The 20,769-nt window shown below is 64.8% G+C and carries 21 protein-coding genes; 8 read left to right on the top strand and 13 right to left on the bottom strand.

Features of this window, described 5'->3' with window-relative positions; genetic code table 11:
- Positions 1-129: 129 nt before the first annotated feature.
- Together DOM66_RS00385 and DOM66_RS00380 are read right to left on the bottom strand one after the other, a co-directional pair.
- A complete protein-coding gene (locus DOM66_RS00385; RefSeq protein ID WP_110675038.1) occupies positions 130-804 on the bottom strand; it encodes an RraA family protein in 675 nt (224 codons plus the stop codon).
- Positions 805-863: 59 nt separating this feature from the next.
- The gene (locus DOM66_RS00380; RefSeq protein WP_245392328.1) at positions 864-1,856 is read right to left on the bottom strand and encodes a hydroxyacid dehydrogenase; all 993 of its coding nucleotides are present in this window, start codon (positions 1,854-1,856) and stop codon (positions 864-866) included.
- A 201-nt stretch (positions 1,857-2,057) separates the two neighbouring features.
- On the opposite strand from DOM66_RS00380, the gene DOM66_RS00375 reads away from it, so the two are divergent.
- Complete coding sequence (locus tag DOM66_RS00375; protein WP_110675036.1) at positions 2,058-2,939, top strand: LysR substrate-binding domain-containing protein; 882 nt, start codon at positions 2,058-2,060, stop codon at positions 2,937-2,939.
- Between the two features lie 32 nt (positions 2,940-2,971).
- Here DOM66_RS00375 and DOM66_RS00370 read toward each other — a convergent pair whose 3' ends face one another.
- From DOM66_RS00370 to DOM66_RS00345, 6 genes are all read right to left on the bottom strand, one after another.
- Positions 2,972-3,970 (bottom strand): tripartite tricarboxylate transporter substrate binding protein, encoded by a 999-nt coding sequence (locus tag DOM66_RS00370; RefSeq protein ID WP_110688931.1) that lies wholly within the window; start codon positions 3,968-3,970, stop codon positions 2,972-2,974.
- A gap of 76 nt (positions 3,971-4,046) precedes the next feature.
- On the bottom strand, positions 4,047-5,075 hold the full coding sequence (locus tag DOM66_RS00365) for an amidohydrolase family protein (protein ID WP_110688930.1): 1,029 nt from the start codon (positions 5,073-5,075) through the stop codon (positions 4,047-4,049).
- Positions 5,075-6,583 (bottom strand): tripartite tricarboxylate transporter permease, encoded by a 1,509-nt coding sequence (locus DOM66_RS00360; protein ID WP_110688929.1) that lies wholly within the window; start codon positions 6,581-6,583, stop codon positions 5,075-5,077. Before DOM66_RS00360 ends, DOM66_RS00365 begins: the two co-directional genes overlap by 1 nt.
- 12 nt (positions 6,584-6,595) lie before the next feature.
- Positions 6,596-7,093 (bottom strand): tripartite tricarboxylate transporter TctB family protein, encoded by a 498-nt coding sequence (locus DOM66_RS00355; protein ID WP_110675032.1) that lies wholly within the window; start codon positions 7,091-7,093, stop codon positions 6,596-6,598.
- Between the two features lie 145 nt (positions 7,094-7,238).
- Positions 7,239-8,195, bottom strand: a complete 957-nt coding sequence (locus DOM66_RS00350) for a Bug family tripartite tricarboxylate transporter substrate binding protein (RefSeq protein ID WP_110688928.1) — start codon at positions 8,193-8,195, stop codon at positions 7,239-7,241.
- A 258-nt stretch (positions 8,196-8,453) separates the two neighbouring features.
- The gene (locus DOM66_RS00345) at positions 8,454-9,623 is read right to left on the bottom strand and encodes an MFS transporter (protein ID WP_110688927.1); all 1,170 of its coding nucleotides are present in this window, start codon (positions 9,621-9,623) and stop codon (positions 8,454-8,456) included.
- Between the two features lie 142 nt (positions 9,624-9,765).
- Between DOM66_RS00345 and DOM66_RS00340 the strand changes: the two genes are divergently transcribed.
- The gene (locus DOM66_RS00340; protein ID WP_110688926.1) at positions 9,766-10,614 is read left to right on the top strand and encodes a helix-turn-helix transcriptional regulator; all 849 of its coding nucleotides are present in this window, start codon (positions 9,766-9,768) and stop codon (positions 10,612-10,614) included.
- A gap of 89 nt (positions 10,615-10,703) precedes the next feature.
- On the opposite strand, the gene DOM66_RS00335 is transcribed toward DOM66_RS00340, so the two are convergent.
- Positions 10,704-11,108, bottom strand: coding sequence for a RidA family protein (locus tag DOM66_RS00335; protein WP_110688925.1), 405 nt, complete (start codon positions 11,106-11,108; stop codon positions 10,704-10,706).
- A gap of 183 nt (positions 11,109-11,291) precedes the next feature.
- On the opposite strand from DOM66_RS00335, the gene DOM66_RS00330 reads away from it, so the two are divergent.
- A complete protein-coding gene (locus tag DOM66_RS00330) occupies positions 11,292-12,212 on the top strand; it encodes a LysR family transcriptional regulator (protein ID WP_110688924.1) in 921 nt (306 codons plus the stop codon).
- Positions 12,213-12,310: 98 nt separating this feature from the next.
- Here DOM66_RS00330 and DOM66_RS00325 read toward each other — a convergent pair whose 3' ends face one another.
- Entirely contained in the window at positions 12,311-13,195 is an 885-nt protein-coding gene (locus DOM66_RS00325) for a LysR family transcriptional regulator (protein ID WP_110688923.1), read from the bottom strand.
- Positions 13,196-13,315: 120 nt separating this feature from the next.
- On the opposite strand from DOM66_RS00325, the gene gstA reads away from it, so the two are divergent.
- The gene (gene gstA / locus DOM66_RS00320) at positions 13,316-13,939 is read left to right on the top strand and encodes a glutathione transferase GstA (RefSeq protein ID WP_110688922.1); all 624 of its coding nucleotides are present in this window, start codon (positions 13,316-13,318) and stop codon (positions 13,937-13,939) included.
- 75 nt (positions 13,940-14,014) lie between these two features.
- Here the strand turns inward: gstA and DOM66_RS00315 are convergent, their stop codons facing one another.
- Positions 14,015-15,526 carry a DUF2252 domain-containing protein gene (locus DOM66_RS00315; RefSeq protein ID WP_110688921.1) on the bottom strand — a complete coding sequence of 504 codons (1,512 nt, stop codon included), beginning with the start codon at positions 15,524-15,526 and terminating at the stop codon, positions 14,015-14,017.
- A gap of 626 nt (positions 15,527-16,152) precedes the next feature.
- On the opposite strand from DOM66_RS00315, the gene DOM66_RS00310 reads away from it, so the two are divergent.
- Both DOM66_RS00310 and DOM66_RS00305 read left to right on the top strand, forming a co-directional pair.
- Positions 16,153-17,391, top strand: coding sequence for a GGDEF domain-containing protein (locus tag DOM66_RS00310; RefSeq protein ID WP_110688920.1), 1,239 nt, complete (start codon positions 16,153-16,155; stop codon positions 17,389-17,391).
- A gap of 121 nt (positions 17,392-17,512) precedes the next feature.
- On the top strand, positions 17,513-17,659 hold the full coding sequence (locus tag DOM66_RS00305) for a DUF2256 domain-containing protein (RefSeq protein ID WP_110675022.1): 147 nt from the start codon (positions 17,513-17,515) through the stop codon (positions 17,657-17,659).
- A 24-nt stretch (positions 17,660-17,683) separates the two neighbouring features.
- On the opposite strand, the gene DOM66_RS00300 is transcribed toward DOM66_RS00305, so the two are convergent.
- On the bottom strand, positions 17,684-18,565 hold the full coding sequence (locus DOM66_RS00300; RefSeq protein WP_110688919.1) for a DMT family transporter: 882 nt from the start codon (positions 18,563-18,565) through the stop codon (positions 17,684-17,686).
- A gap of 247 nt (positions 18,566-18,812) precedes the next feature.
- Here DOM66_RS00300 and DOM66_RS00295 point away from each other — a divergent pair, with 247 nt between their 5' ends.
- On the top strand, positions 18,813-19,733 hold the full coding sequence (locus DOM66_RS00295; protein ID WP_110688918.1) for a LysR family transcriptional regulator: 921 nt from the start codon (positions 18,813-18,815) through the stop codon (positions 19,731-19,733).
- Here the strand turns inward: DOM66_RS00295 and DOM66_RS00290 are convergent.
- Positions 19,710-20,162 carry a helix-turn-helix domain-containing protein gene (locus DOM66_RS00290; RefSeq protein ID WP_110688917.1) on the bottom strand — a complete coding sequence of 151 codons (453 nt, stop codon included), beginning with the start codon at positions 20,160-20,162 and terminating at the stop codon, positions 19,710-19,712. The two genes, DOM66_RS00295 and DOM66_RS00290, sit on opposite strands and share 24 nt — an antisense overlap.
- A 78-nt stretch (positions 20,163-20,240) precedes the next feature.
- On the opposite strand from DOM66_RS00290, the gene DOM66_RS00285 reads away from it, so the two are divergent.
- Positions 20,241-20,735 carry a DUF2938 family protein gene (locus DOM66_RS00285; RefSeq protein WP_110688916.1) on the top strand — a complete coding sequence of 165 codons (495 nt, stop codon included), beginning with the start codon at positions 20,241-20,243 and terminating at the stop codon, positions 20,733-20,735.
- The last annotated feature ends 34 nt before the right edge of the window (positions 20,736-20,769 follow it).

Here is a 20,769-nt window from a genome sequence, read left to right as displayed (position 1 = left end):
CCCATGGAGGCCGGGTCAAGCGTTTATGCAAAGAAGTGGGCGCTTTGGTCTGATGCTATTTTGTCAGAGAGTCAGAGAGTCTTTTCTCAAATGATCTCCTGCCGAATGGCCTTCGCCAACGCTATCCCGTTATTCGAACGTGCAGCCTGCCGCCTTGAGTGCGTTGTCGACCCAGCTACGGTCATTGTCGCCGGCATGGATCGCGGCCATCTGCTTCTCTTCCGCTGCCTGCTTCGCTTGTGCCGCTTCGAGTACCGCAGGGGCCGCCTCGAACGGTACACAGAGCAGGCCGTCGTTATCGCCGAGGATCAGGTCACCGGGTTCGATGACCATGCCGCCGATGTTGATCGGCGTGTTGATCTCACCGGGGCCATTCTTGTAGGGGCCGCGATGGGTCACGCCGGCGGCGAAGGTGGGCAGGTTGGTATCGCGGAAGCCATCCAGGTCGCGCAGCGCCCCGTTGAGCACGAAGCCGGCCACCCCCTTCTTGACGGCATAGGCCAGCATCAGCTCGCCCATCAGCGCATTGGTGGTATCGCCGCCGGCATCGCAGACGATGACATCGCCGGGTTCGGCCATGTCGATCGCCTTGTGCAGCATCAGGTTGTCGCCGGGGCGGGTGCGCACGGTGAGGGCGACACCGGCCAGCGAACCTTCCCGGTGCATCGGACGTAGATCGGCGCCGCCGGCGAACACCCGGGACATGCTGTCGCTGACCACCGCCACGGGCAGCGCAGCGAAAGCCTGGATCAAGGCGTCATCGATACGACGCTGACGTTGGAGAATTCGGTTGCCGATGGGCATGACAGGACTCCTGCTAGAGGCGCCGGCGCTATCTGGCCGACGTGATGGATAGGCGCGGCTCAGGGGCAGGCCGCGGTGGCGATGTCGTTGACCAGACGTGCTGGCGGCAGCGACTTGTCGGCGAGAAAGTCGACGATGCCGCTGACCGCCAGGACGCCGACCCGCGTGCCGGCCTCGGCGGTCACGCCAGCGACATGGGGGGTGAGAATGACCCGGTCGCAAGCGGCCAGCGGATTGATGCCTTCCGGGGGTTCGCGCTCGAAGGTGTCCAGACCGGCGCCGGCGATATGACCGCTGTCGAGCGCGGCCAGCAGCGCCTTTTCATCGATCAGCCCGCCGCGCGAGGTGTTGATGACATAGCTGTTCGCCGGCATGAGGGCCAGCGTTTCGGCGTTGAGGAGATGGGCGTTGGTCTCGGTCAGCGGGCAGTGCAGGCTGACGATGTCGGAGCGTGACAGCAGTGCTTCCAGCGTCTCGCGACGTTGAACGCCGAGTGCCGCGATCGAGGCGTCCGAGGCGTAAGGGTCGTAGATGGCGACCTCCAGCCCTAAGCCCTGCACGATCTTGACCACCGCGGCGGCGATGGCACCGCCACCCACCAGGCCCAGACGCAGGCCGCACAGCTCGCGGCCGAGAAATTCGGCTTTCTCCCAGCGGCCGGCGCGCATGCCGCTATCCAGCGGCAGCAGGCGTTTGACCGTGGCGAACATCAGGGCGACGGCGTGTTCTGCCACGGAGACGGCGTTGCCGCCGGCCGCGCGGATCACCTGTACTCCATGACGCGTGGCCGCGGCGACGTCGATGTTATCGACCCCGGCACCGTGCTTGGAGATCACCCGCAGCGAACGCCCGGCGGCGATCGCCTCGGCTCCGAACTGGCCCATGCGGGCGACGACTCCCTGGGGATCGTGGCGCTCGATATGCTCGATGAGCACCTCGGGTGTCGGATAGGGCGGGGTGTGGAATACGGCGTAGCCTGCGGCTTCGGCGTGCTGCCGGGCCTCTTCCGCGAGATAGGGGCCGGTCACGAGTATGGCGGGTTGCTTGGCCAACGCGGGTCTCTCCCAGATGTCGTTGCAGCGGTGATCGCGTCGTAGCGATGGTGCTGATCGGTGTGGATGTTTTGCTCAGAATACAGCTAGTTTTGCTGTATTAAAGCGATTAATATTTGGCAATAAGTGAAGCAAATCTTAATGGCAAGGGCGCACGCCGACCGCGCCACACCGTCTCAACCCCGACCCGTGGAGGTGCCCGTGGACACTCGCCAGTTACGCACGCTGATCGCCATTGCCGAGCACGGTACCTTTGCCGGCGCCGCGCGCGAGGTGAGCCTGACGCCTTCGGCCGTCAGCCAGCAGATCCTGGCGCTCGAGCAGGAGCTCGACACCCAGCTTTTCAATCGTGAGACGCGCCCCCCCAGCCTCAATCTGCATGGCCTCCAGCTGCTCGAAACCGCGCGCAAGGTCCTCGGGCTGGTCGAGGAGACCCGGGCTTCGATCAAGGGCAGCAGCGTCTCCAGCACGCTCAGCATCGGTTCCGTGCGCACCAGCACCATCGGCCTGTTGCCGCGTGCCATCGTGGCGCTGCGCGAGGAGTTTCCTGCGCTCCACGTCGATCTGCGCGTGGGCATGTCGTCGGGGCTTCTGAGCGACGTCAACGCCGGCCGCCTGGATCTGGCCGTGGTCGCCGAGCACGCCGGGGTGTCGCGCAATCTGACCTGGGCTCCTTTCCTGCGCGAGCCGCTGGTGGTCATCGCGCCACCGGGAACGCCAGCGCTGCCGGTGCGCGAGCTGCTGGAGCGCTTGCCGTTCGTGCACTTCGCCAGCGACGTGCCGCTGGCGGCGCTGATCAACAACGAGTTGACCCACCAGAGCATCAAGGTCACCCACATCGCCGAGATCGACACCATTCCGGCCATCGTCGAGTGCGTGGCAGCGGGGCTGGGCGCCGCTGTGGTGCCCGATATCGCGGTGCGTGAAAACGGCCGCGACATGCTCAAGCTGCCATTCGGCCGACCCCAGGTTTACCGCCAGATCGGCACCGTGCAGCGGGCCAATTCGGCCAAGGCCGAGCTGCTGGTAGCGATGCACAACAAGCTGGCCGAGCTGTCCGGCGAGTTCGGCGTATTCCTGTGATGGCCCCATGGCGGGCGGCGGTGCGATCGCTCTCATTTCCACGGATGCTGCTGCCAGAGCGCTTTGGCGGTTTCCGACTGGGACTTGGCCAGCGCGCGATAGTCATCGCCCACACGGATATCCAGGGCATTGCCCTGGGCGGCGAGTTCGTCGCGCAGCGCCGTGTTGTCGGCCAGCGCCGCGAATGCCGCCCTGAGCCGGGTCTTGACCTCGTTGGGCAGGCCTTTCGGTGCGACGAAGCCGCGATAGGAGCCCATCTCGATGGCGTAACCCTGCTCCTTGGCGGTGGGCACGTCGGGGGCGAAGGGAGAGCGTTTGTCGTCGAGGACGGCGAGCACGCGGAGCTCGTCGTCGAAACCGATGGTCTGGCTCAAGGCCATGGTGCCCACCGCCACGTGGCCGCCGAGCAGGGCGGTACGTGCCATCGAGGCGCCGTTGAACGGAATCAGATTGAATTGGGTGTCGGTGGCGGCGGCCAGCAGCAGGGCGCTGAAGTGGTCGTTGCCGCCGAGGGCGGAGAGTGCCGCGCTGAGGCTGCCCGGCTCGGCCCGCGCGGCCTCAATCAGGTCATCCAGGGTGTGATAGGGCGACTGCTTGCTGACCACCAGGGTATTGGGGTCGTGCACCACGTTGGCGAGATAGTCGAAGCTATCGACGTCGTAAGCTGCCTTGCGGTCGTAGGTCATGGCCATCGCCGCCGGCAGATTGAAGGTGCCCAGGGTGTAGCCGTCGGCCTTGGCGGTGGCGACACGGGTGAAGCCGATCTGGCCGCCGGCGCCGGGCTGGTTCTTGACCACGACGCTGGCATCCTCGCCCAGCTCCCGCTCCAGATACTTGCCCACCACCCGGGCGAGGACGTCGGTGCCGCCGCCGGCGGAGTAGCCGACGACCACCTCGATCGGCTTGTCGGGGTAGGCCGCGAAGGCCGGCAGGCTGGAAGCGGCCAGCGCCAGGGTCGACAGGGCGATAGCGGCCAGGGCCCGGGTCGCCTGGGTGCTGACGTCGCGGACGGCATCTAGGGTTTTCAACATGGCGTGACTCCTCGTGTCGCGGTGATCGTTGTTTTTCTCGTCGGTTCTCGTCGGTTCTTGCAGCGTGTTCGGCGCTTCAGGCGTCGCTCGTCCCTGCCCTGCATGCCGGGAAGTGCAGGCCGTAGGTCTCGGCGGCAGTGCGCCAGAACAGCTGGTCCCTATCTGCCTGGCTCGCGCCGCGGGTGAGACGCTTGAAGGCATTCCATAGCGCGACATAGGAGAACATCCCCTTGTCCACGGGGAAGTTGCTCTCGAACATCGCACGCTGCGGCCCGAAGGCTTCCAGGCAACTCTCGACCCAGGGCGCCCAGTCCGCGGCGAGCTGGCGGGAGTGCGGTGGCAGCGGCCGCTGGTGATAGGTGTTGCCGAAGACGGCAAGGCCGAAGCCGCCGATCTTGATGCGGGTGTTGGGCAGGCGGGCCAGCGCATTCACCCCCCGGCGCCAGGCCGCGACATCGGCGGGCGTTCTGGCGCTGAACGGGCCGACGCCAAGGGGGCCGCCGCAGTGATCGATCACCACGGTCAGATCGGGTAAGGCGCGTGCCAGGGACTCGACCTCATGGAGCTGGGTCTGATAGGCCCAGACGTCGAGCACCAGGCCCGCCCGGGCGACCTCGGCGGCCCCTCGGCGAAAGGCTTCCGAGCGCAGCAGGCCATCCGGCGCCGGGTTGGGGTTGGAGCGCACCGCGGGGTCGGGATGAAAGGCAGTGGTATTGCGAATGCCGCGAACCCGGCCGGGTGCCAGTGCGAGCAGTGCCTCGAGCGTGTCGCGGACTTCACTTCCCCTCATCAGGTCGGCAAAGGCGACGATGCCGGCCGGGTAGTGCGGTGTCTGCGCGCTCCAGTCGAGGATCGTCTCGACCTCGCCCAGCGGGCGCAGCGACTCGGGGCCGGAACGGCGATAGCCGGTGCGGCACTGGACATAGAGGCTGGCGCGCACGTCGTGCCCCGTGCCGACATCGGCGACGAACTCGGCGCTGCGGTAGCGGCTCTCGTCGCGATCCCACAGGTGGTGATGGGCGTCGAGAATCGGCTGTGCTGGATCCAGCACCGGCTCATCGGCCAGTGCCAGCCACGCTTCCCGGATCGGCGCGTGGGGCGTCATCAGGCGTTGGCCCGGTGTGTCTTGCGGGCGCGCAGCCAGCGCGAGAACAGTGGTGCCAGCACCACCAGCAGAATCATCGCGATCAGGATCTTGGCGGTCGGGCTGGCGGCGAGAATGCTCCAGTCGCCGCCGCCGATACGCAGCGCCAGACGCAGGTTCTGTTCGGCGAAACCACCCAGTATCAGGCCCAGTACCACCGGCGGTAGCGGGAACTTCAACTTGTCCATGAAGTAGCCGATCAAGCCGAAGCCGAGCATCAGATAGACGTCGAACATGCGTCCGTTGATCGAGTAGACGCCGATGAACACCAGGGCAATGATGATCGCGCCGAGCAGCGGCCGCGGGAGACGCAGAACCTGGGCAAAGCTGTTGGTCGCCAGGGCACCGCCGAGGAAGATCAGCAGGACCGCCGCGAACAGGAACTGCCACATGAACCCGAACACGATTCCCGGATTGTCGCGGAACAGCATCGGCCCCGGCTGCAGCCCGTGGATCAGCAGCCCGCCGAGCATGACCGCGGCCACGGCCGTGCCGGGGATACCCAGGGTCAGCGCCGGGATCAGCGCGGCGGCGGTGTCGGCATTGTTGGAGGTTTCCGAGGCGGCGACGCCCTCCGGCTCGCCCTTGCCCCACTCCTCCGGGTTCTTGGAAGCGCGGCGCGCCTCGTTGTAGCTGAGGAAGGCGGCCATCGAGCCACCGGCACCCGGCAGAATCCCCACGAAGACGCCGATCACCGAAGAGCGTACCCAGGTCTTCCAGTATTTCAGCATGCCGGGCATCGCTTTCCAGATGCTGATGGTATTCAGACGCCCGGTGTTCTGGGTATCGAAATCGCGCACTTCCTCGAGCAGCCCGATGGCGGGCGGCAGGGCGTAGAGGCCCACCAGCAGGACCACGATATTGATGCCGTCGAGCAGTTCCAGATGGCCGAAGGTGTAGCGCTCGGCACCGGTGATGGTATCGGCACCGACCAGCGACACGAAGACGCCGAAGGCGGCACTGATCAAGCCCTTGAGCACGTCTCCGCCGAGCAGGAACACGATCGCCGACATGCCGAACACCGCGACCCAGAAGATCTCGGTGGGGCCGAACAGCAGTGTCACCTTGGCCAGCGGCGGTGCCAGCAGCATCAGCACCAGCGCCGAGACGATGCCGCCGATCGCCGAGGAGACCACGGCGACCTGCAGGGCGTAGCCCCCACGGCCCTGCTGGGCCATCGGGTAGCCGTCGAAACTGGTCGCGACCGCGGCCGGGGTGCCCGGAATCCGCAGCAGGACGGCCGGGATCGAACCGCCGTACATGGCGCCGTTGTAGATGCCCGCCATCATGCCCAGTGCGACCAGCGGGTCCATCCCGAAGGTGAACGGAATCAGCACTGAAATCGCCATGGTCGCGCTCAGGCCCGGCAGGGCGCCGACGCAGATACCGGCAATGACGCCGATGACGACCGCCGCCAGGTTGCCCAGGGAGAGCACTGCCGGTAGCGCGTCGATGAGGTTGCCGTACATGGTGTGTCCTCGTTAACGCAGGAAGAATTCAGTGGGCAGCTCTTGCCCCATCAGCACGACGAAGATGATCGCGATGCCACCGGTAAAGATCAGGTCCGCGAGCAGCACGCCCTTGAGACTGCGGTAGCCGAAACACCAGGCCACCACCGGAATCATCACCGCCGTGGTGGTGTAGAAGCCGAGCAGCGCCACACCGGCGACATAAGCGGCAATGGCGACGACGATGCCGAAGAAGCGCCGTGCGTTGTCGAACACCTTCAGCGGTGCCGGCGCAGTGGCCTCCGGGTCGCCGCGACGTCGACGGCGTAGCAGGCAGCGCCCGATCATCAGCAGGCCCAGCACGATCAGCGCCGAGAGCATGGTGACCGGCAGCAGCGCGGTCATGCCCGGCATGTCGGAGGTTCGGGTCAGCAGTGCACCGGCCCCCAGCACGATGATGATGCCGGCGATCAAGTCCGGGTCGATGCCACGGGCGGCGCCGAGAGGGGTGGAAGAAGACGCGTTGTTCATGCGATGTCTCTTGGCAGGGCGTAGCGAGGAAGATGCGATGGCCTGGCGTGACACTCGGTGCACCGCGATGCCGGTGAGGTCATCGCGGTGGTTTGTCTCTCACGCCGCGGGTCATGACGACGACTTCAGCGTGGGAAGGCGAACATCACTTCCAGGGGTGGGTTTCCCAGATGCGCTTGGCGAGTTCCAGCTGCTCGGCATTGAGTGCCTTGAATTGCTCACCCAGAGCCAGCTCGGTCGGGTTGCCGGAGCGCTGCATTGCCTTCTGGAAATCGGGGTCGTCGTAGGTCTTCTGAAACGCCGCGAGCAGTTTCGACTCGACATCATCCGGTAGCCCGGCGGGGGCAACGAAGCCGCGCAGTGCGCCGTTGACCAGGTCGAACCCCTGCTCCTTGAAGGTGGGGATGTCCTCGGCCATGGGCGAGCGCTTCTCGGAAGCAATGCCCAGCACGTTCAGCTCGTCTCTGAAGGCGACCACCTCGGAAACGTTGATGATGCCCATGGTGACATGGCCACCCATCAGGGCGCTGCGAGCCGGTGCAGAGCCCGAGAAGGGCACCACGGTATAATCGGCATCGGTGACATCGGACAGCTTCTGCAGGAAGAAATGATCGTCACCGCCCAGGCTGGACATCGCCACGGTCACCGCGCCAGCGCGTGCCTTGGCCGCCTCGACCAGTTTGTCCATGGAGTCGATGTCGCTGTTCTTGGGTGTCACGATCACATTGGGATCGTTAACGATATTGGCGAGATAAGTGAAGCTATCGGCGTTGTAATCGGCATGTCGGTCGAGTGTCCTCGCCATCGCGCCGGGCAGATTATAAGTGCCCAGGGTATAGCCGTCGGGATCCGCCTCGGCGACGGCGGTCACGCCGATCTGGCCACTGGCCCCCGGCATGTTCTTGACCACTACCGAGACGTCATTACCCAGGTATTTTTCCAGATAGGGGGCGATGGTGCGGGCCATGACATCGGTGCCGCCGCCTGCGGCAAAGCCGACGATCATGTCGATGCGTTTTTCCGGATAGTCCGCCAGTGCGGTGGAGGCCATGCCGCCCGATATCAGGAAGGCAGCAGCGATGGCAATTGTTTTAAGTCTCATGGTTTTTGCCCTTGAATGCGTGGTCGGCGTCAGCGCAGTTAAAGGCAGTTGTTGGCATGGCTAAAGCGAATAATTCTTACCGGCGCAATCAGTTTTCTTTCAGGATGTTGGTAGGGCGCTTTTCAATACGACGTTGGTCGTATCGCCTCGGCGTTCGCATAAATATCCTGGTCTGTCTTGTCAATAAGACCATTGCGCTGCCCGACGGCGCCAACGAACAGAAGCGGGCGGCTTCCGTTCGCTGGCGTGGGGTGCGGGTCACATGATGGCGTGGGCCTGGCCTCGTCGTTGCCGCCACAGGCTGAGCCCCAGACCCAGCAGGGCAACCAGACCGGCGGCGAAGGAGAGCGCGTCGACGGGCATGTGCAGGGCCAGGGCGAATCCGCCGATCGAGGCGCCGAGCGCGCTGCCGAGATAGAGCGCGGACTCGTTCAAGGCCACGGCCAGATTGCCATCCCCCTGGGGCTCACGGGCTTTCATCAGCTCGCTGTTCTGCGGAACCTGCAGCGCCCAGCCGACGGCACCCCACAGCGCGATGGGGAGCAGCGCCAGCCAGGGGGAGACGGCGAGCAAGAGTGGCAGCGCGATCAGCGCCAGGCTCAGCAGCAGCATGATCGCAGCGGTGAGCCGCGGGCCGGAAAAGCGGTCGACCAGCGTGCCGATCACAAAGCTGCCGAGCACGCCGCCGACACCCCACACCCACAGATAGATCGCCACCGAGTGCTCACCATGGGCGTCGATCAGCGGTGCGATATAGGTGTAAAGCCCCAGACTGGCGATAGCGGCGAGCAGGGAGATGCCGAGCAGGCCGAGCACCTGCCGATCGTTCAGGATGGAGAGTTTCCGACGCAGTGGCACGGCCCGAGCCTCGGGCAGCTTGGGGAGCCGCAGTACGAGGCCGACCAGCGCCACCAGGCCGATCAAGGCGATCGTCCACAGTGCCGCCTGCCAGCCCCAGCGCTCGGCCAGCGCCAGGCCCAGCGGCACGCCCAGCACGGTGCCGCTCGCCATGCCGCCCATGATGATCGAAATGGTCTTGCCGCGGGCACCTGCCGGGGCCACACCCACCGCCGCGGCAATGCCGATGGCCAGATAAGTGCCCGCCGCCAGTCCTGCCACGACCCGCCAGAGCATCAGCAGGGTGAGACTCGTGGCCAGCGCGCTGGCGGCGTTGGCGATCACGAACAGGCCCAGCATCGCGAACAGCCCGCCACGCTGGTGCCTCGCGGGCAGCAGCGCGACACACAGCGGGGAGCCCAGCCCATAGGCCAGGGTGAAGGCGGTGACCAGTTGAGCGGCGACCGATACCGAGACCGCGAAGTCGGTCTGGATCAGCGGGATCAGCCCGGCGGTGACATAGGATGCCATGCCCAGGGCGAAAGCGCCGATGGCCACCAGATAGGTGGTGCTGTGGGAGGGGGTTGCCATGTGTTGTCTCCAGGAACGCTCGGTGGGTGTACAGAGGGTTCGCGGAGTGTGGGGCGTCATTTAAGGGGTTACAATTTAAGCGTTTATGCTATTACTAAAGGCAATGGCGCCGGTGCGCGCCGATCACCGAGAGGGATGAGGTATGGCGCAGACCCGCAAGCTCGCGCGCACGCGCCCGGCGCTGTCGGAATTCCTGCGTACCCGGCGTGAGCGCATCGCCCCCGAGGCGGTGGGCTTGCCGGCAGGGACGCGCCGGCGTACGCCGGGGCTGCGGCGCGAGGAGGTGGCCGCGCTCGCCGGCGTCGGCGTGACCTGGTACACCTGGTTGGAGCAGGGCCGCGAGATCGGGGTGTCGTCAGCCTTTCTCGACAGCCTGGCACGGGCGCTGCAGTTGGATGCCGCGGAGCGGCGCCATCTGTTTCTGCTCACCCATCAGCGCCCGCCGGTCGAGCCGGGGCGCACCTGGTGCCAGCTGCCGCCGCTGGTCGCGCGGCTGATGAATGACCTGACCACGCGGCCGAGCTACGTGATGAATCTGCGCTGGGACGTGCTCGCCTGGAACCCGGCGGCAGCGCGGGTATTCGGCTTCGAGCGCCAGCCGGCCGAGTATCGCAATCTCCTCTGGATGCTGTTCACCGACGACGCCCTGCGCCGGGTGATCGCCGACTGGTCGACCCAGGCACCGCGCATGCTTTCCAGCTTTCGCCGCGATCATGCGCGGGCGGGCGACGACCCCGCCATCGGCCAACTGGTCAGCGAACTCACCGCGCACTCACCCGAGTTTCGCCAGTGGTGGCGCCGGCATGAGGTGGATGCCCCGTGCCAGGGCGTACGCGCTCTCGCTCTTCCCGATCTCGGCGAGATCGATTTCGAGCACACCAGCCTGATCGTCGACGAGAGCCGCCATCTGCGCCTGGTGGTCTATGCGGTGCGCGAAGGGGAGCCCCAGGCCGATGCCTTCGCCCGTTGGGTGGCGGGCGAAGCGACTTAGCCGCAGCGACCGGCGGCCCATGGCCTCCCTTGCCAGGGGTAATCCAGCGGTCAAGCGGGCCGCCTTGCCGGCGCGCTGAGCGCTCCGTTTCACTCGCCGGGTGATGCCGGTAACTTGGCGATGACCTTGATCTCGAAGTGGAAACCGTAGAGCCAGGTGACGCCGATGCCGGTCAGCGTCGGGTGGGGCGCTTCACCCCAGAACTCGGGCAGCACTTTCCACAGGGTGTCGAGGGTCGACTCGGGGTCGACGATGAAGAGGGTGACATCGACCACGTCGTCGAAGGTGCATCCCGCGGCCGTCAGGATCGCGTTCAGATTGACGAAGGCGAGCCTGGCTTGCGCCTCCAGCTCCGGCTCGGGGGAGCCATCTTCTCGGCTGCCCACCTGGCCCGACACGAACAGGAAGCCCTGGGATCTAACCGCCGGCGAATAGTGATTACGCTCATAGAGTGCCTGGCGCCCGGCCGGAAACACGACGTCACGTTGGTTCATGGGCTATCTCCGTCTCTCTTGGGGGGGGCCGTGGCGCCCACCGTGAATAGGGGTGACAATCTAGGCGTCGTGATGAGGCGGATAAACGGGCGGGTCTGGTCATCACTGTTCGTGGAGAGCGAACAATCACACGATGCCCATGACGTCGCTCCGGCGTTGTTCTGAGCTGCTGGCGGGAGAGTCATGGATCGTTTCGAGGCAATGCGGGTGTTTGCGCGAGTGGTGGAGACGGGGAGCTTCACTCGTGCCGCCGAGACCCTGCAGCTGAGCAGAACCAGCGTCACCCAGCTGGTGCAGCAGTTGGAGGCGCGCTTGCGCGTTCGCTTGCTCAACCGCACCACGCGCAAGGTCAATGTGACCGCCGACGGTGCTGCCTTCTATGCGCGTGTCATCAGATTGCTGGCTGACCTGGACGATGCCGAGACGAGTCTTTCCGGCGCTGCGACCGAGCCACGGGGCCGCTTGCGGGTAGATGTGCCCAGCCCGCTGGCTCGGCTGATACTCATCCCGGCGCTAGGGGGCTTCCATGCCCGCTATCCGGAGATCCAACTGGACCTGGGTGTCAGCGACCGCATGGTGGATATCATCGACGAGCGGGTGGATTGCGTCGTGCGCGGTGGCGAGCTGACCGATCAGTCGCTGATGGCGCGGCGTGTCGGTGACCTGCCGCTTGGCGTCTATGCCTCGCCCAGCTATCTGGCGCGCGCCGGGGTGCCAGCGCATCCCCGCGAGTTGGACAATAGCCACCACCGCATCGTGGGGTTTCTGAACTCCCGCCTCGGCGAGCCTGTCGCGATGCAGCGCCATGGCGAGCGCCTCACCGTGCAAGGCCGCTACGTGCTGTCGACGGACGACGGCAACAGCTATCTGGCCGCGGGGATCGCCGGTCTCGGCATTCTGTGGCTGCCGGACTACATGGCCAAGGAACCTCTCGCCTCGGGTGAGCTGGTCGCGCTGTTCGAGGCGTGGCGGCTCGATCCGCTACCGCTATATCTGGCCTATCCGCCGAACCGGCATGTCAGCGCGAAGCTGCGGGTCTTCATCGACTGGATCGTCGAGCTCATGGCGCAGCACGCCCCGCTCATCCCGCCGGTACGTGCCTGACCCGCTTGGCTATCCAGCCGGCGCCAGCGCCGACGCGCCGCTGTCGGGTTCACCGGTGCACCAGGCCCATTGGGGTCAGCGAGCCGCAGAAACGCTGCTCAGGTCGGACTTTTCGCCTTTTCCACGTGTTGCCAGAACGTACGTAGCGCAGGAGCACTTTCCACGGTGGTCGCTGCGACCAATCCGAAACAGCGCTCCATCCTGGGCTGTAAAGGCTGTATGCGCAGGCCCTTCCTGTCTTCCGGCAGCACCGACTCAGGCACGATGGCGATACCCATATCTTCACGCACCAGGGCGCAAGCGCTTGCCCAGTCTCGCACGGTCACGCGGACATCCTCGAACGTCAGACCTCTGGCTTCGGTCAGACTCTGACCGTTGACGCGGCAACCACCGCTGGCATGGATGTATGGCTGTGTGACGAGTTCACTCAGCTCGACGCCCTGCACACTGGCGCGCCGGGCAAGCGGATGTGAATGGGGTAGCAAGGCGACCCAGGCATCGCGGCCGAGTATCAGAGGGTGACGATCCGGTGTGGGATTCAATACCACGCCAAGATCGATGGTGCGGTCGGCCAACCAGGTTTCGACTTCCTCGTCGCTGCCTTCCAGCAGCACGATCTCGACCCCCGGGTGGCGCTGGCGGAAGGTCGATAGCAGGGTGGGAAGCCAACGCGAGATGATCGAGGGGAAGCTGCCCAGCCGCAGTCGGCCGCTGCCGATACCCTGGCGCGTATCGGCCAGAGCGCGAATGGCGTTCAGACTCGTGAGCATGTCACGTGCGTGGTCGACCACCGACTCGCCAAAGGCAGTCAGGATGACCTCGCGGTGCAGGCGCGTGAACAGTGGCGACCCCAGCGTTTTCTCCACTTGGGCGATCGCCTGACTGGCGGCGGACTGAGTCATGCCGACGCGTGCGGCACCTTGCGACACCGTGCCGGTGTCCGCCACGGCAACGATCAAACGCCAATGGGACAGATTCATCATGGTAGTAGCTTAGCTAATAGCTACATGATCGGATATCAATTTTACGGCTTCCAGGGCAGGGCGCACCCTGGGTGGCTCGATGGCCATTGACGGCATGTCGCTACCTTGGGAGACCTTTCGATGAAGCTCTATTACGCCCCTGAAACCTGCTCGCTCTCGCCACATATCGTTCTGCGTGAGCTGGGCCTGTCATTCGACCTGGTTCTCGTCGATAACCGCAAGAAAACGACGGAAGACGGTCGTGATTTCATGGCCATCAACCCCAAAGGGTATGTCGCAGCGCTGGAACTCGACGACGGCACGATATTGACGGAAGGCCCGGCGATTCTGCTGTATCTCGCCGACCTTCATCCCCGGGCGGAACTCGCGCCAATCATGGGGAGTGGGGAGCGCTACCGGCTGCTGGAGTGGCTGGCGTTTCTCAACAGCGAAATTCATGCCGGTCTGGCACCGCTGTTCGATGCGTCACTGCCTGCGGCGGCCGGCGAGCGCTTCCGCGCCAAGATCCACAAGCGTTTTGACTACCTCGAGAGTGTGCTCGAAAGGCAGGATTATTTGCTGGGGGAGCGCTTCGGCGTCGCGGATGCCTATCTCTATACGGTGATGAACTGGTGCCGGTTCTTTGACATCGACCTCGCTCGCTGGCCGGCCCTGAGCCGTTACCGTGAGCGGATCGGCGCGAGACCTGCCGTTCGGGAGGCGCGCGATGCGGAGGACAACCGGTCGAAGCGAGGCCCAGCGTGAAGACGGCCCCGCCTCCATGATCCATTGTCTGACTCCTGAGCTGTCTTTCGACCGAAGCGGTGCCGATGCATCCGCTCACCGGTGCACCCAATCGAGATGCTCGAAGGCGCCATGGGCGTGGTCCTCGCGGAACATCTCATGATCGCGGCGCAGACGGTCGGCGGCCTCGGCGGCGAACTCCACCATGTCACGGGTGAACAGCTCAGCGGGCGCCACGGCTTTCACGATCGCGGGTTCGATGTCGTAGTCGATCCGGCCGGAGTCGTCGGAGAGGGCGTGCACGCCGGCGAGCACCTGACCGCAGAGGCGGGCATAGGTCTTCCACTCGCTCTTGGAGAGGTCGTCGAGATCGATGTCGTCGCGGAAGGGGGCACGCTCGCGGGAGAGGTAGCTGTGGCCTTCGAACTCGACATGGCCGTAGAAGATGTCGCCGCGTATCAGGTGCACCGCCTGGGCATGGCTGACACGCTCGGCACGGCTGTCCAGGGTGTAGGCAGAGGGCGGCACCAGGCCGGAAAGGGCGGAGCGACGGGCCTGCTTGAGTTCGACGATCAGGTCGTCCTTGCCCTCGCCGCCGGGGCCCTCGATCAGCACGTAGTAGCGGTTCAGCCCCAGCGAGGCGGTGCCCTGGCCGAGACGGATCGCGACATCTTTCACGCGCACGCCGTGACCATCCCGCGCGCGGGCACGGGCCGGTATCTCGATGTCGTTGTCGGCGATCAGGCGATCCATGATCGTCTGGAACTCGTCGCGCCGGGAGGATATCGGCACCAGCTTCTTGGTCGGACGGAAGCCGCGGCGGCTCTCGTCGAGATAGTCGTCGGCCAGCCACTCGTCGCGTGGCTCGTCGGCGTCCTCGAACAGCTGACGGATCAGCTTGGGGGCATTGTCGTGGCGCATCTCCTCATCCTGTTCGGTGCCCTCCCGCGCCAGCCGCTGCATCGCCTCGATATAGCCCTCGACGAAGTGGCGCACGACCTTGAGCCCCTGCTTGCGCTTGAGATCGCCCTCGGCCTCGGCGGCGATCAGAAAGCCCACCGCGCCGCGCTTGAGATCCCAGGTGAAGGGGGCGTAGTAGGCCTCGTCGAAGTCGTTGACCGAGAAGATAGGCACGTTATCGGCATTGGGCATGACGCCGAAGTTGCCCGGGTGGACGTCACCCAGGGCGAGCACTGTGGGCATCCAGGCGTCGTCACCGGCCATGTCGCGGTAGAACAGCAGGGCGGTTCCGCGGAAGAACGAGAAGAAGGAGTCGGCGAGCTGGTCGAACTTGGCACCGGCCTCTTCGGAGCCATCGGCGATACGGGTCTGATGATCCTCGCGCAGCGTCTGGCGCACATGGCGGCGCCGCTCGTGGCCACCGAGCGCACGCGGGCGCAGCACGAACTCACCCGCCGCGACCGCTTCCGCCAGGCGCTTGAAGGTGGCGTAGCGGGTGGCGACCTGGGGCGCCTCCGCGGAGGCGTCGCCGTGCTGAGCCAGCGCCTGCGCCAGTTCCGCCTTGCTCATTGTGGAGCGCCCCTCGATACCGCGTTGCTGGGCCTCGGCGTAGAGGGCCTGGCGTGTGCGTTTCTCAGTCTTCGACATGGTTTCCTTCCTGTCTCGTCTACGCAGGAGCCCGGTGGGCATCGATTCATTCAGCATGGACGACTTGGGCGCGGGTTGCATGTTGAAGGGAGCTCGGTGTTGGCGCTTCCGCCGGCCTATCGGATCGATGGCGTCACCGCAAGCGCTTCACCAGGCGCCTGGCATGGATACAAGCGCGCGGGAGATTGCCTATCGGCGCGCCCGATGCTTGTCCTGAAGATATCCCGGTGGCGGTCCCTGTCGCACCTTCATGCGTCTGCGGGGGCTGAAGACGTCTGGATGGGCAGCATGGCGATGCAGTGAGGCTGACGACGACCGAGGCGTTGCGGGAGGAGAGAAGCCGCGTAGACACGACGCGGCGGCGAGGAGGGACTCAAGAAAGGCCGTCATCTGCCGATGAGATCGGTGGAAAAACTGAATTATCCTTCGAGCAAGACGCGGCCTGAACGGCGATTTTTCTGACTGCCTCCCGACAGGATATCTTCGTTAAGAGATCTTTGCTTATTTAGATTTTTTTTGTCAATTGTTTCTTGAATAAGAATTTGATTTATAAGAAGGAGCGCTGGGCCGTATAGGCGCTTCACCTGAAAAACGGGCGCGCGATCTTGAACAGGGGCTAGGGGCTTTTGTCATCACTACACGAGAAACGCAGCGTCCACTGGCTGACGGGCCAGTTCCGTAACGCTGATCAGGAGGCAGAGTATCGTCGATCGATCAGTTCGCAGGTGCGTCTGGAGACAGCGCTTGCCGTGGTCGTCGCGGCGCTGATCTACGGCATTTTCATGATTGCCGACTACCAGATCATGGGCCCGAACCGAAAGTTCTATCTGATGGTCATCACCCGGGCGGTGGTGGTCTGTCTCTGCATCACCCTGGCAGTCATCATCGTGAGCAGGCGCCGACATGTTTATGAAACATGGCTGCATGCCATGCCGTTATGGATACTGGCAACGGGCATTCTCCTGATCATTCCCATGCGTCCCGAGAGCATCAATGCACAGGTGACGGGAACGCTCGTGGCCACCCTTGCCTTCTATTTGATGATCCCCAATCTACTGACGATAGTGACTTCTGCGAGTCTCTATTTGGGCATCGGTTTTTTGGTGTTTGCGGTCCTGTTCGCGGGTGCCTCCCCTTGGATGGTGATACGTGTCGCACTGTTGTTGATCATGGCCAATGGCGTGGGCTTCTTTGCCTTGTTGCGTCTGGAGAAATTGCGGCGCGGCCAATTTTCCCTGCTCCTTGAAGAGCGTGATCGGAATCGCCAGCTACTCGATGAGATAGCGCACCGGGAGTTACTGGAAGAACAACTGCGCCGGGTCGTCGAGCGGGATGCCCTGACAGGGCTGGACAGTCGCAGTCATTTCATGAAACGTGCCGAGGTTCTGTGGCAGGGTTCTCGACAGGGAAAGATGCCTTTTAGCCTGTTCATGATCGACGTGGATCACTTCAAGAGTATCAACGATACCTGGGGGCATAGTCAGGGGGACCTTGTCCTGACCAAGATCGCGGAAGTCTGTGCGCAGTCGATGCGGTCTACGGACGTGATCGGTCGTTTCGGAGGGGAAGAGTTCGTGGCAGCGCTGCCCGACAGCGGCTTGGACGATGCACTGATGGTGGCAGAGCGCTTGAGGACACGCGTCGCCGCACTGCCCTTCGAGGAGAGGATGCGCGAGCTGCAGGTGAGCGTCACCATCGGTATTGCGGTAGCGCATGGCGATGATGTCGATCTGCAGGCCCTGATCACGCGCGCGGATCGGGCGCTTTATGTCGGCAAGCGCGAAGGCAGGAATCGGGTAGTGGTCTGCGATGAACAGCGAGATGAAGGCAGTGGTGAGGAGAGTGAGGAACGAAGCCTGACCTGATGCTTTCGTCGCCGCCTTCTTGGCATCCTGATCGGCATGGCGGTCGAGGTTATGGATGACTTGCTATGCTCAGCATGGAGGACCCCGACGCATCTTGCCTGCCGCGAATGGAGCCGCCCCGATGGCGCATCGCAAACCCCACCTGCCGACCAAGACCTGCCCGGTGTGCCAGCGCCCCTTCACCTGGCGCAAGAAGTGGGCCCGCGACTGGGACAGCGTTGTCTACTGCTCCGAACGCTGCCGCCGGGCCGGGCGGCAGACGCCGTAGACCTGAGCGCAGGATGCACGTCTCTCAGCGAGTGGTTTTGCCGCGGCTCGCCAGGACCACGCCCAGCGCCGCGACTGCCATGCCGACCCAGCCCATGGCGGGCAGGGGTTCGTCGATCAGCAGCCACGCCATCAGCGCCGCCGTCGGCGGAATCAGATAGAACAGCGCGGAGACCTGTGAGGCCGCGCCGCGGCGGATCATCGCCAGCAGCAGCGTCAGCGCGATCAGCGAGTTGCCAATCACCAGATAGCCCAGCGAGGCTACCATCTCCACGGACCAGATCAGCCGATACTGGCCGAACAGCAGTACCAGCGGCAGCGTGGTGACCAGCCCGGTGGCGTACTGGATGGCATTGGCGGTGACCGGATGCAGGGTGCTGCCGAAGCGCTTCTCGTAAAGCGTAGCCGCGCTGATGCCGAGCAGGGCGCCCAGGGCACAGACCAGTCCGGCCAGCGAGCCACCGCCGTGCGCCTCGCCTGACAGGATCACCAGCGCGGCACCCGCCAGACCCAGCGCCAACCCCAGCCAGTGACGGGCATCGATGTGCTCGCCGAGCAGGCGGGGTGCCAGCAGCGCGACCAGGATCGGCTGCAGCGAGATGATCAGTGCCACCGTGGCCGCCGAGGCTCCCAGGGCGAAGCCGGTATAGCAGAGCCCGAAGTAGAGTGTCTGGATCAGGGCGCCCACCATGATCTGGTGGCCCCAATCGCTGCCCCGGGTCGGCAGCGGTGGGCGCAGCCACAGCGCCACCGGCAGGAGCACTATCAGCACCAGCGCAAAGCGCAGGGCCAGGAACAGCAGCGGATCGACCGCTTTGATGCCGATCTTGGCGACCGGAAATCCCAGCGACCAGAGCAGCAGGAACAACACGGGTGCGGCGCGTGTCCACGGCGCGCTGGGTGGCATGGCGTGCGGATTCGCCTCACTCGAGTGAGCGGTCTGTTGAGGGGATGGGGGCTGAGATGTGTGCTTGGATAGGTGAGGGGAGACGTTGCGCGACATGGGGTATCTCCTTGTCCAGAAGAACACGGGGCGGCCAGTCCCGTGGGACCACACCGGCACCACTCGGTCAGGACTTGCCCCAGTCTGTGGCACGGCGTGAAGATAAGTCTCGTTACTGGGATAGAAGTGAGATATCAGCCGGACTTATGTCATGAACCTGAATCAGATTCGCCTGCTGGTCGCCCTGGGCGAGACCGGTAGTTTGTCGCGGGCCGCTGAGCGACTGGGCATGACCCAGTCCGGTGCCAGCCAGGCGCTGACCGCACTGGAGACCGATCTCGGTGTGCGTCTGGCCACACGGCAGCGGCGCGGCATCGTGCTGACCCGGCTGGGTCAGCAGGTGCTCGAACAGGCGCATCAGGTGGTCGACGGGCTGACCTCGATACGCCATCTGGCCAACGCGGCGCGGGGCTGCGCCCATGGCCGCCTGCGCCTGGGCTGCTTGCCGTCGTTCTCGGCCACGCTGCTGCCGGGGCTGCTGAGGGTATTCGCCCAGCAGCATCCGGGGATTCGGGTCGTCGCGATGGAGGGCACCGACGATGAAGTGGCGGCGTGGCTAGCGGCGGGGCGGGTGGATATCGGCGTGATCTGTGACCCTTCGCCGCTGCGTGGCGGCGTGACCCTGTGCCACGATGAATGGCTCGCGGTGGTTCCTTCGCCTCATCGCTGGGTCCGTCAGGGCCTCTCTCAAGTCGCGCTGGCGGCGGTGGCCAAGGAGCCGTTCGTGCTCGCCACCGGCGGCTGCTCCAGCAATGCCCGCACGCTATTCGACTCGGCAGGGCTTGCGTTGCAGGATCTGCAGCTCGAGGTGCGCGACTGGAACAGCGCCCTGACGCTGGTCGGTGAGGGACTCGGAGTTGCCTTGGTACCGTCGCTGCATCTACCCCGGCAACGCCAGGGCTGGCGTGCGCTGGCGCTGGAGACGCCCTGTCCGCGTCGTCTCGGGCTGGAACTGTCCGCCAGCGACACCCCGGCCCCCGGTGTGCAGGCCTTTATCGATACCGCCGTCGAGGTGTTCGCGGCGTCGCGGGGCACGACCTGGAGCACTTCATCGACGGCGCATAGCGTTTGATTTCTGCGTGCCGGTAGCGGGATCTGCCATTCGCCCTTGTTTCCATCTGGCCGCCGCGGCGACCTTGATCAGCCGCTGAAACGTGGGGCACTGCGCATGGCTGGGGGCGGGGCATTCCGCGGCATGACGCAGCCCTTCACTCATGGCCCTCAGGCGCTTGATGGTTGCATCGATCTCATCCGCTTTGGCGATGAGCAGCTCTCTATCGACCTGGGGCGCACTGGAGGGAGATAGCATGGTGCCGATCTCATCCAGTGACAGGCCGCCTGCCTGCCCCAGCGCGATCAACCCCAGTTGGTCGAGAACACTCGGCGCAAACTGCCGCCGTTGACCGGCACTTCGGGTCGCCGAGATCAATCCTTTTTTCTCGTAAAACCGCAGTGTGGAGGCCGGCACGCCCGTGCGTCGGGCCACTTCCGAGATGTCCATGACGCCCCTTGACTTGAAGTTGACTTCAACTTTTATGCTGCCTGCGAATCGAGCTTTCAGCAACGGCAAGGAGTCGGCATGACAACGGTGGAAGTGGCAGTGCGGGTGGTGCTGGTGGGTATCGGGGCAACCTGGATCATGGATCTGTGGACGGCGTTTCTCAAAGCCTTGGGTGTACCCACGCTGAATTACGCGCTCGTCGGCCGCTTGATCGGCCACCTGCGCGGAGGCCAACTGGTCCACGCCAGTATTGGCAAGGCCGCGCCGATCCAGGGTGAGAGGCTATTGGGCTGGGCCGTTCACTACGCGGTAGGTATCGCGTTCGCCGCACTGCTGGTGATCTGTTGCGGTGCCGATTGGCTGCATGCCCCCTCTTGGCGAGCCGCCTTGGGGGTTGGGGTAGCGACGCTCGTGTTTCCGCTGTTCGTGATGCAGCCCGCCATGGGGGCCGGCATCGCAGGGTCGCGCACGCCGACCCCGCTGAAAAACGCGCTACGCAGTCTGGCGACCCATGTGATCTTCGGTGGCGGTCTCTATATATCCGCGCTCTTGCTCGCGCGGATCTGGGCTTGAGAACGCGAGATCACCTGGCCCAAAGCGGCACTTT

Origin of the sequence: Salinicola endophyticus, from assembly GCF_003206575.1 — a bacterium.
In the GTDB taxonomy this organism is placed as follows: Bacteria; Pseudomonadota; Gammaproteobacteria; order Pseudomonadales; family Halomonadaceae; genus Salinicola; species Salinicola endophyticus.
Note: the sequence above shows the minus strand (reverse complement) of the source record. Positions and strands in the feature narration are given on the sequence as shown.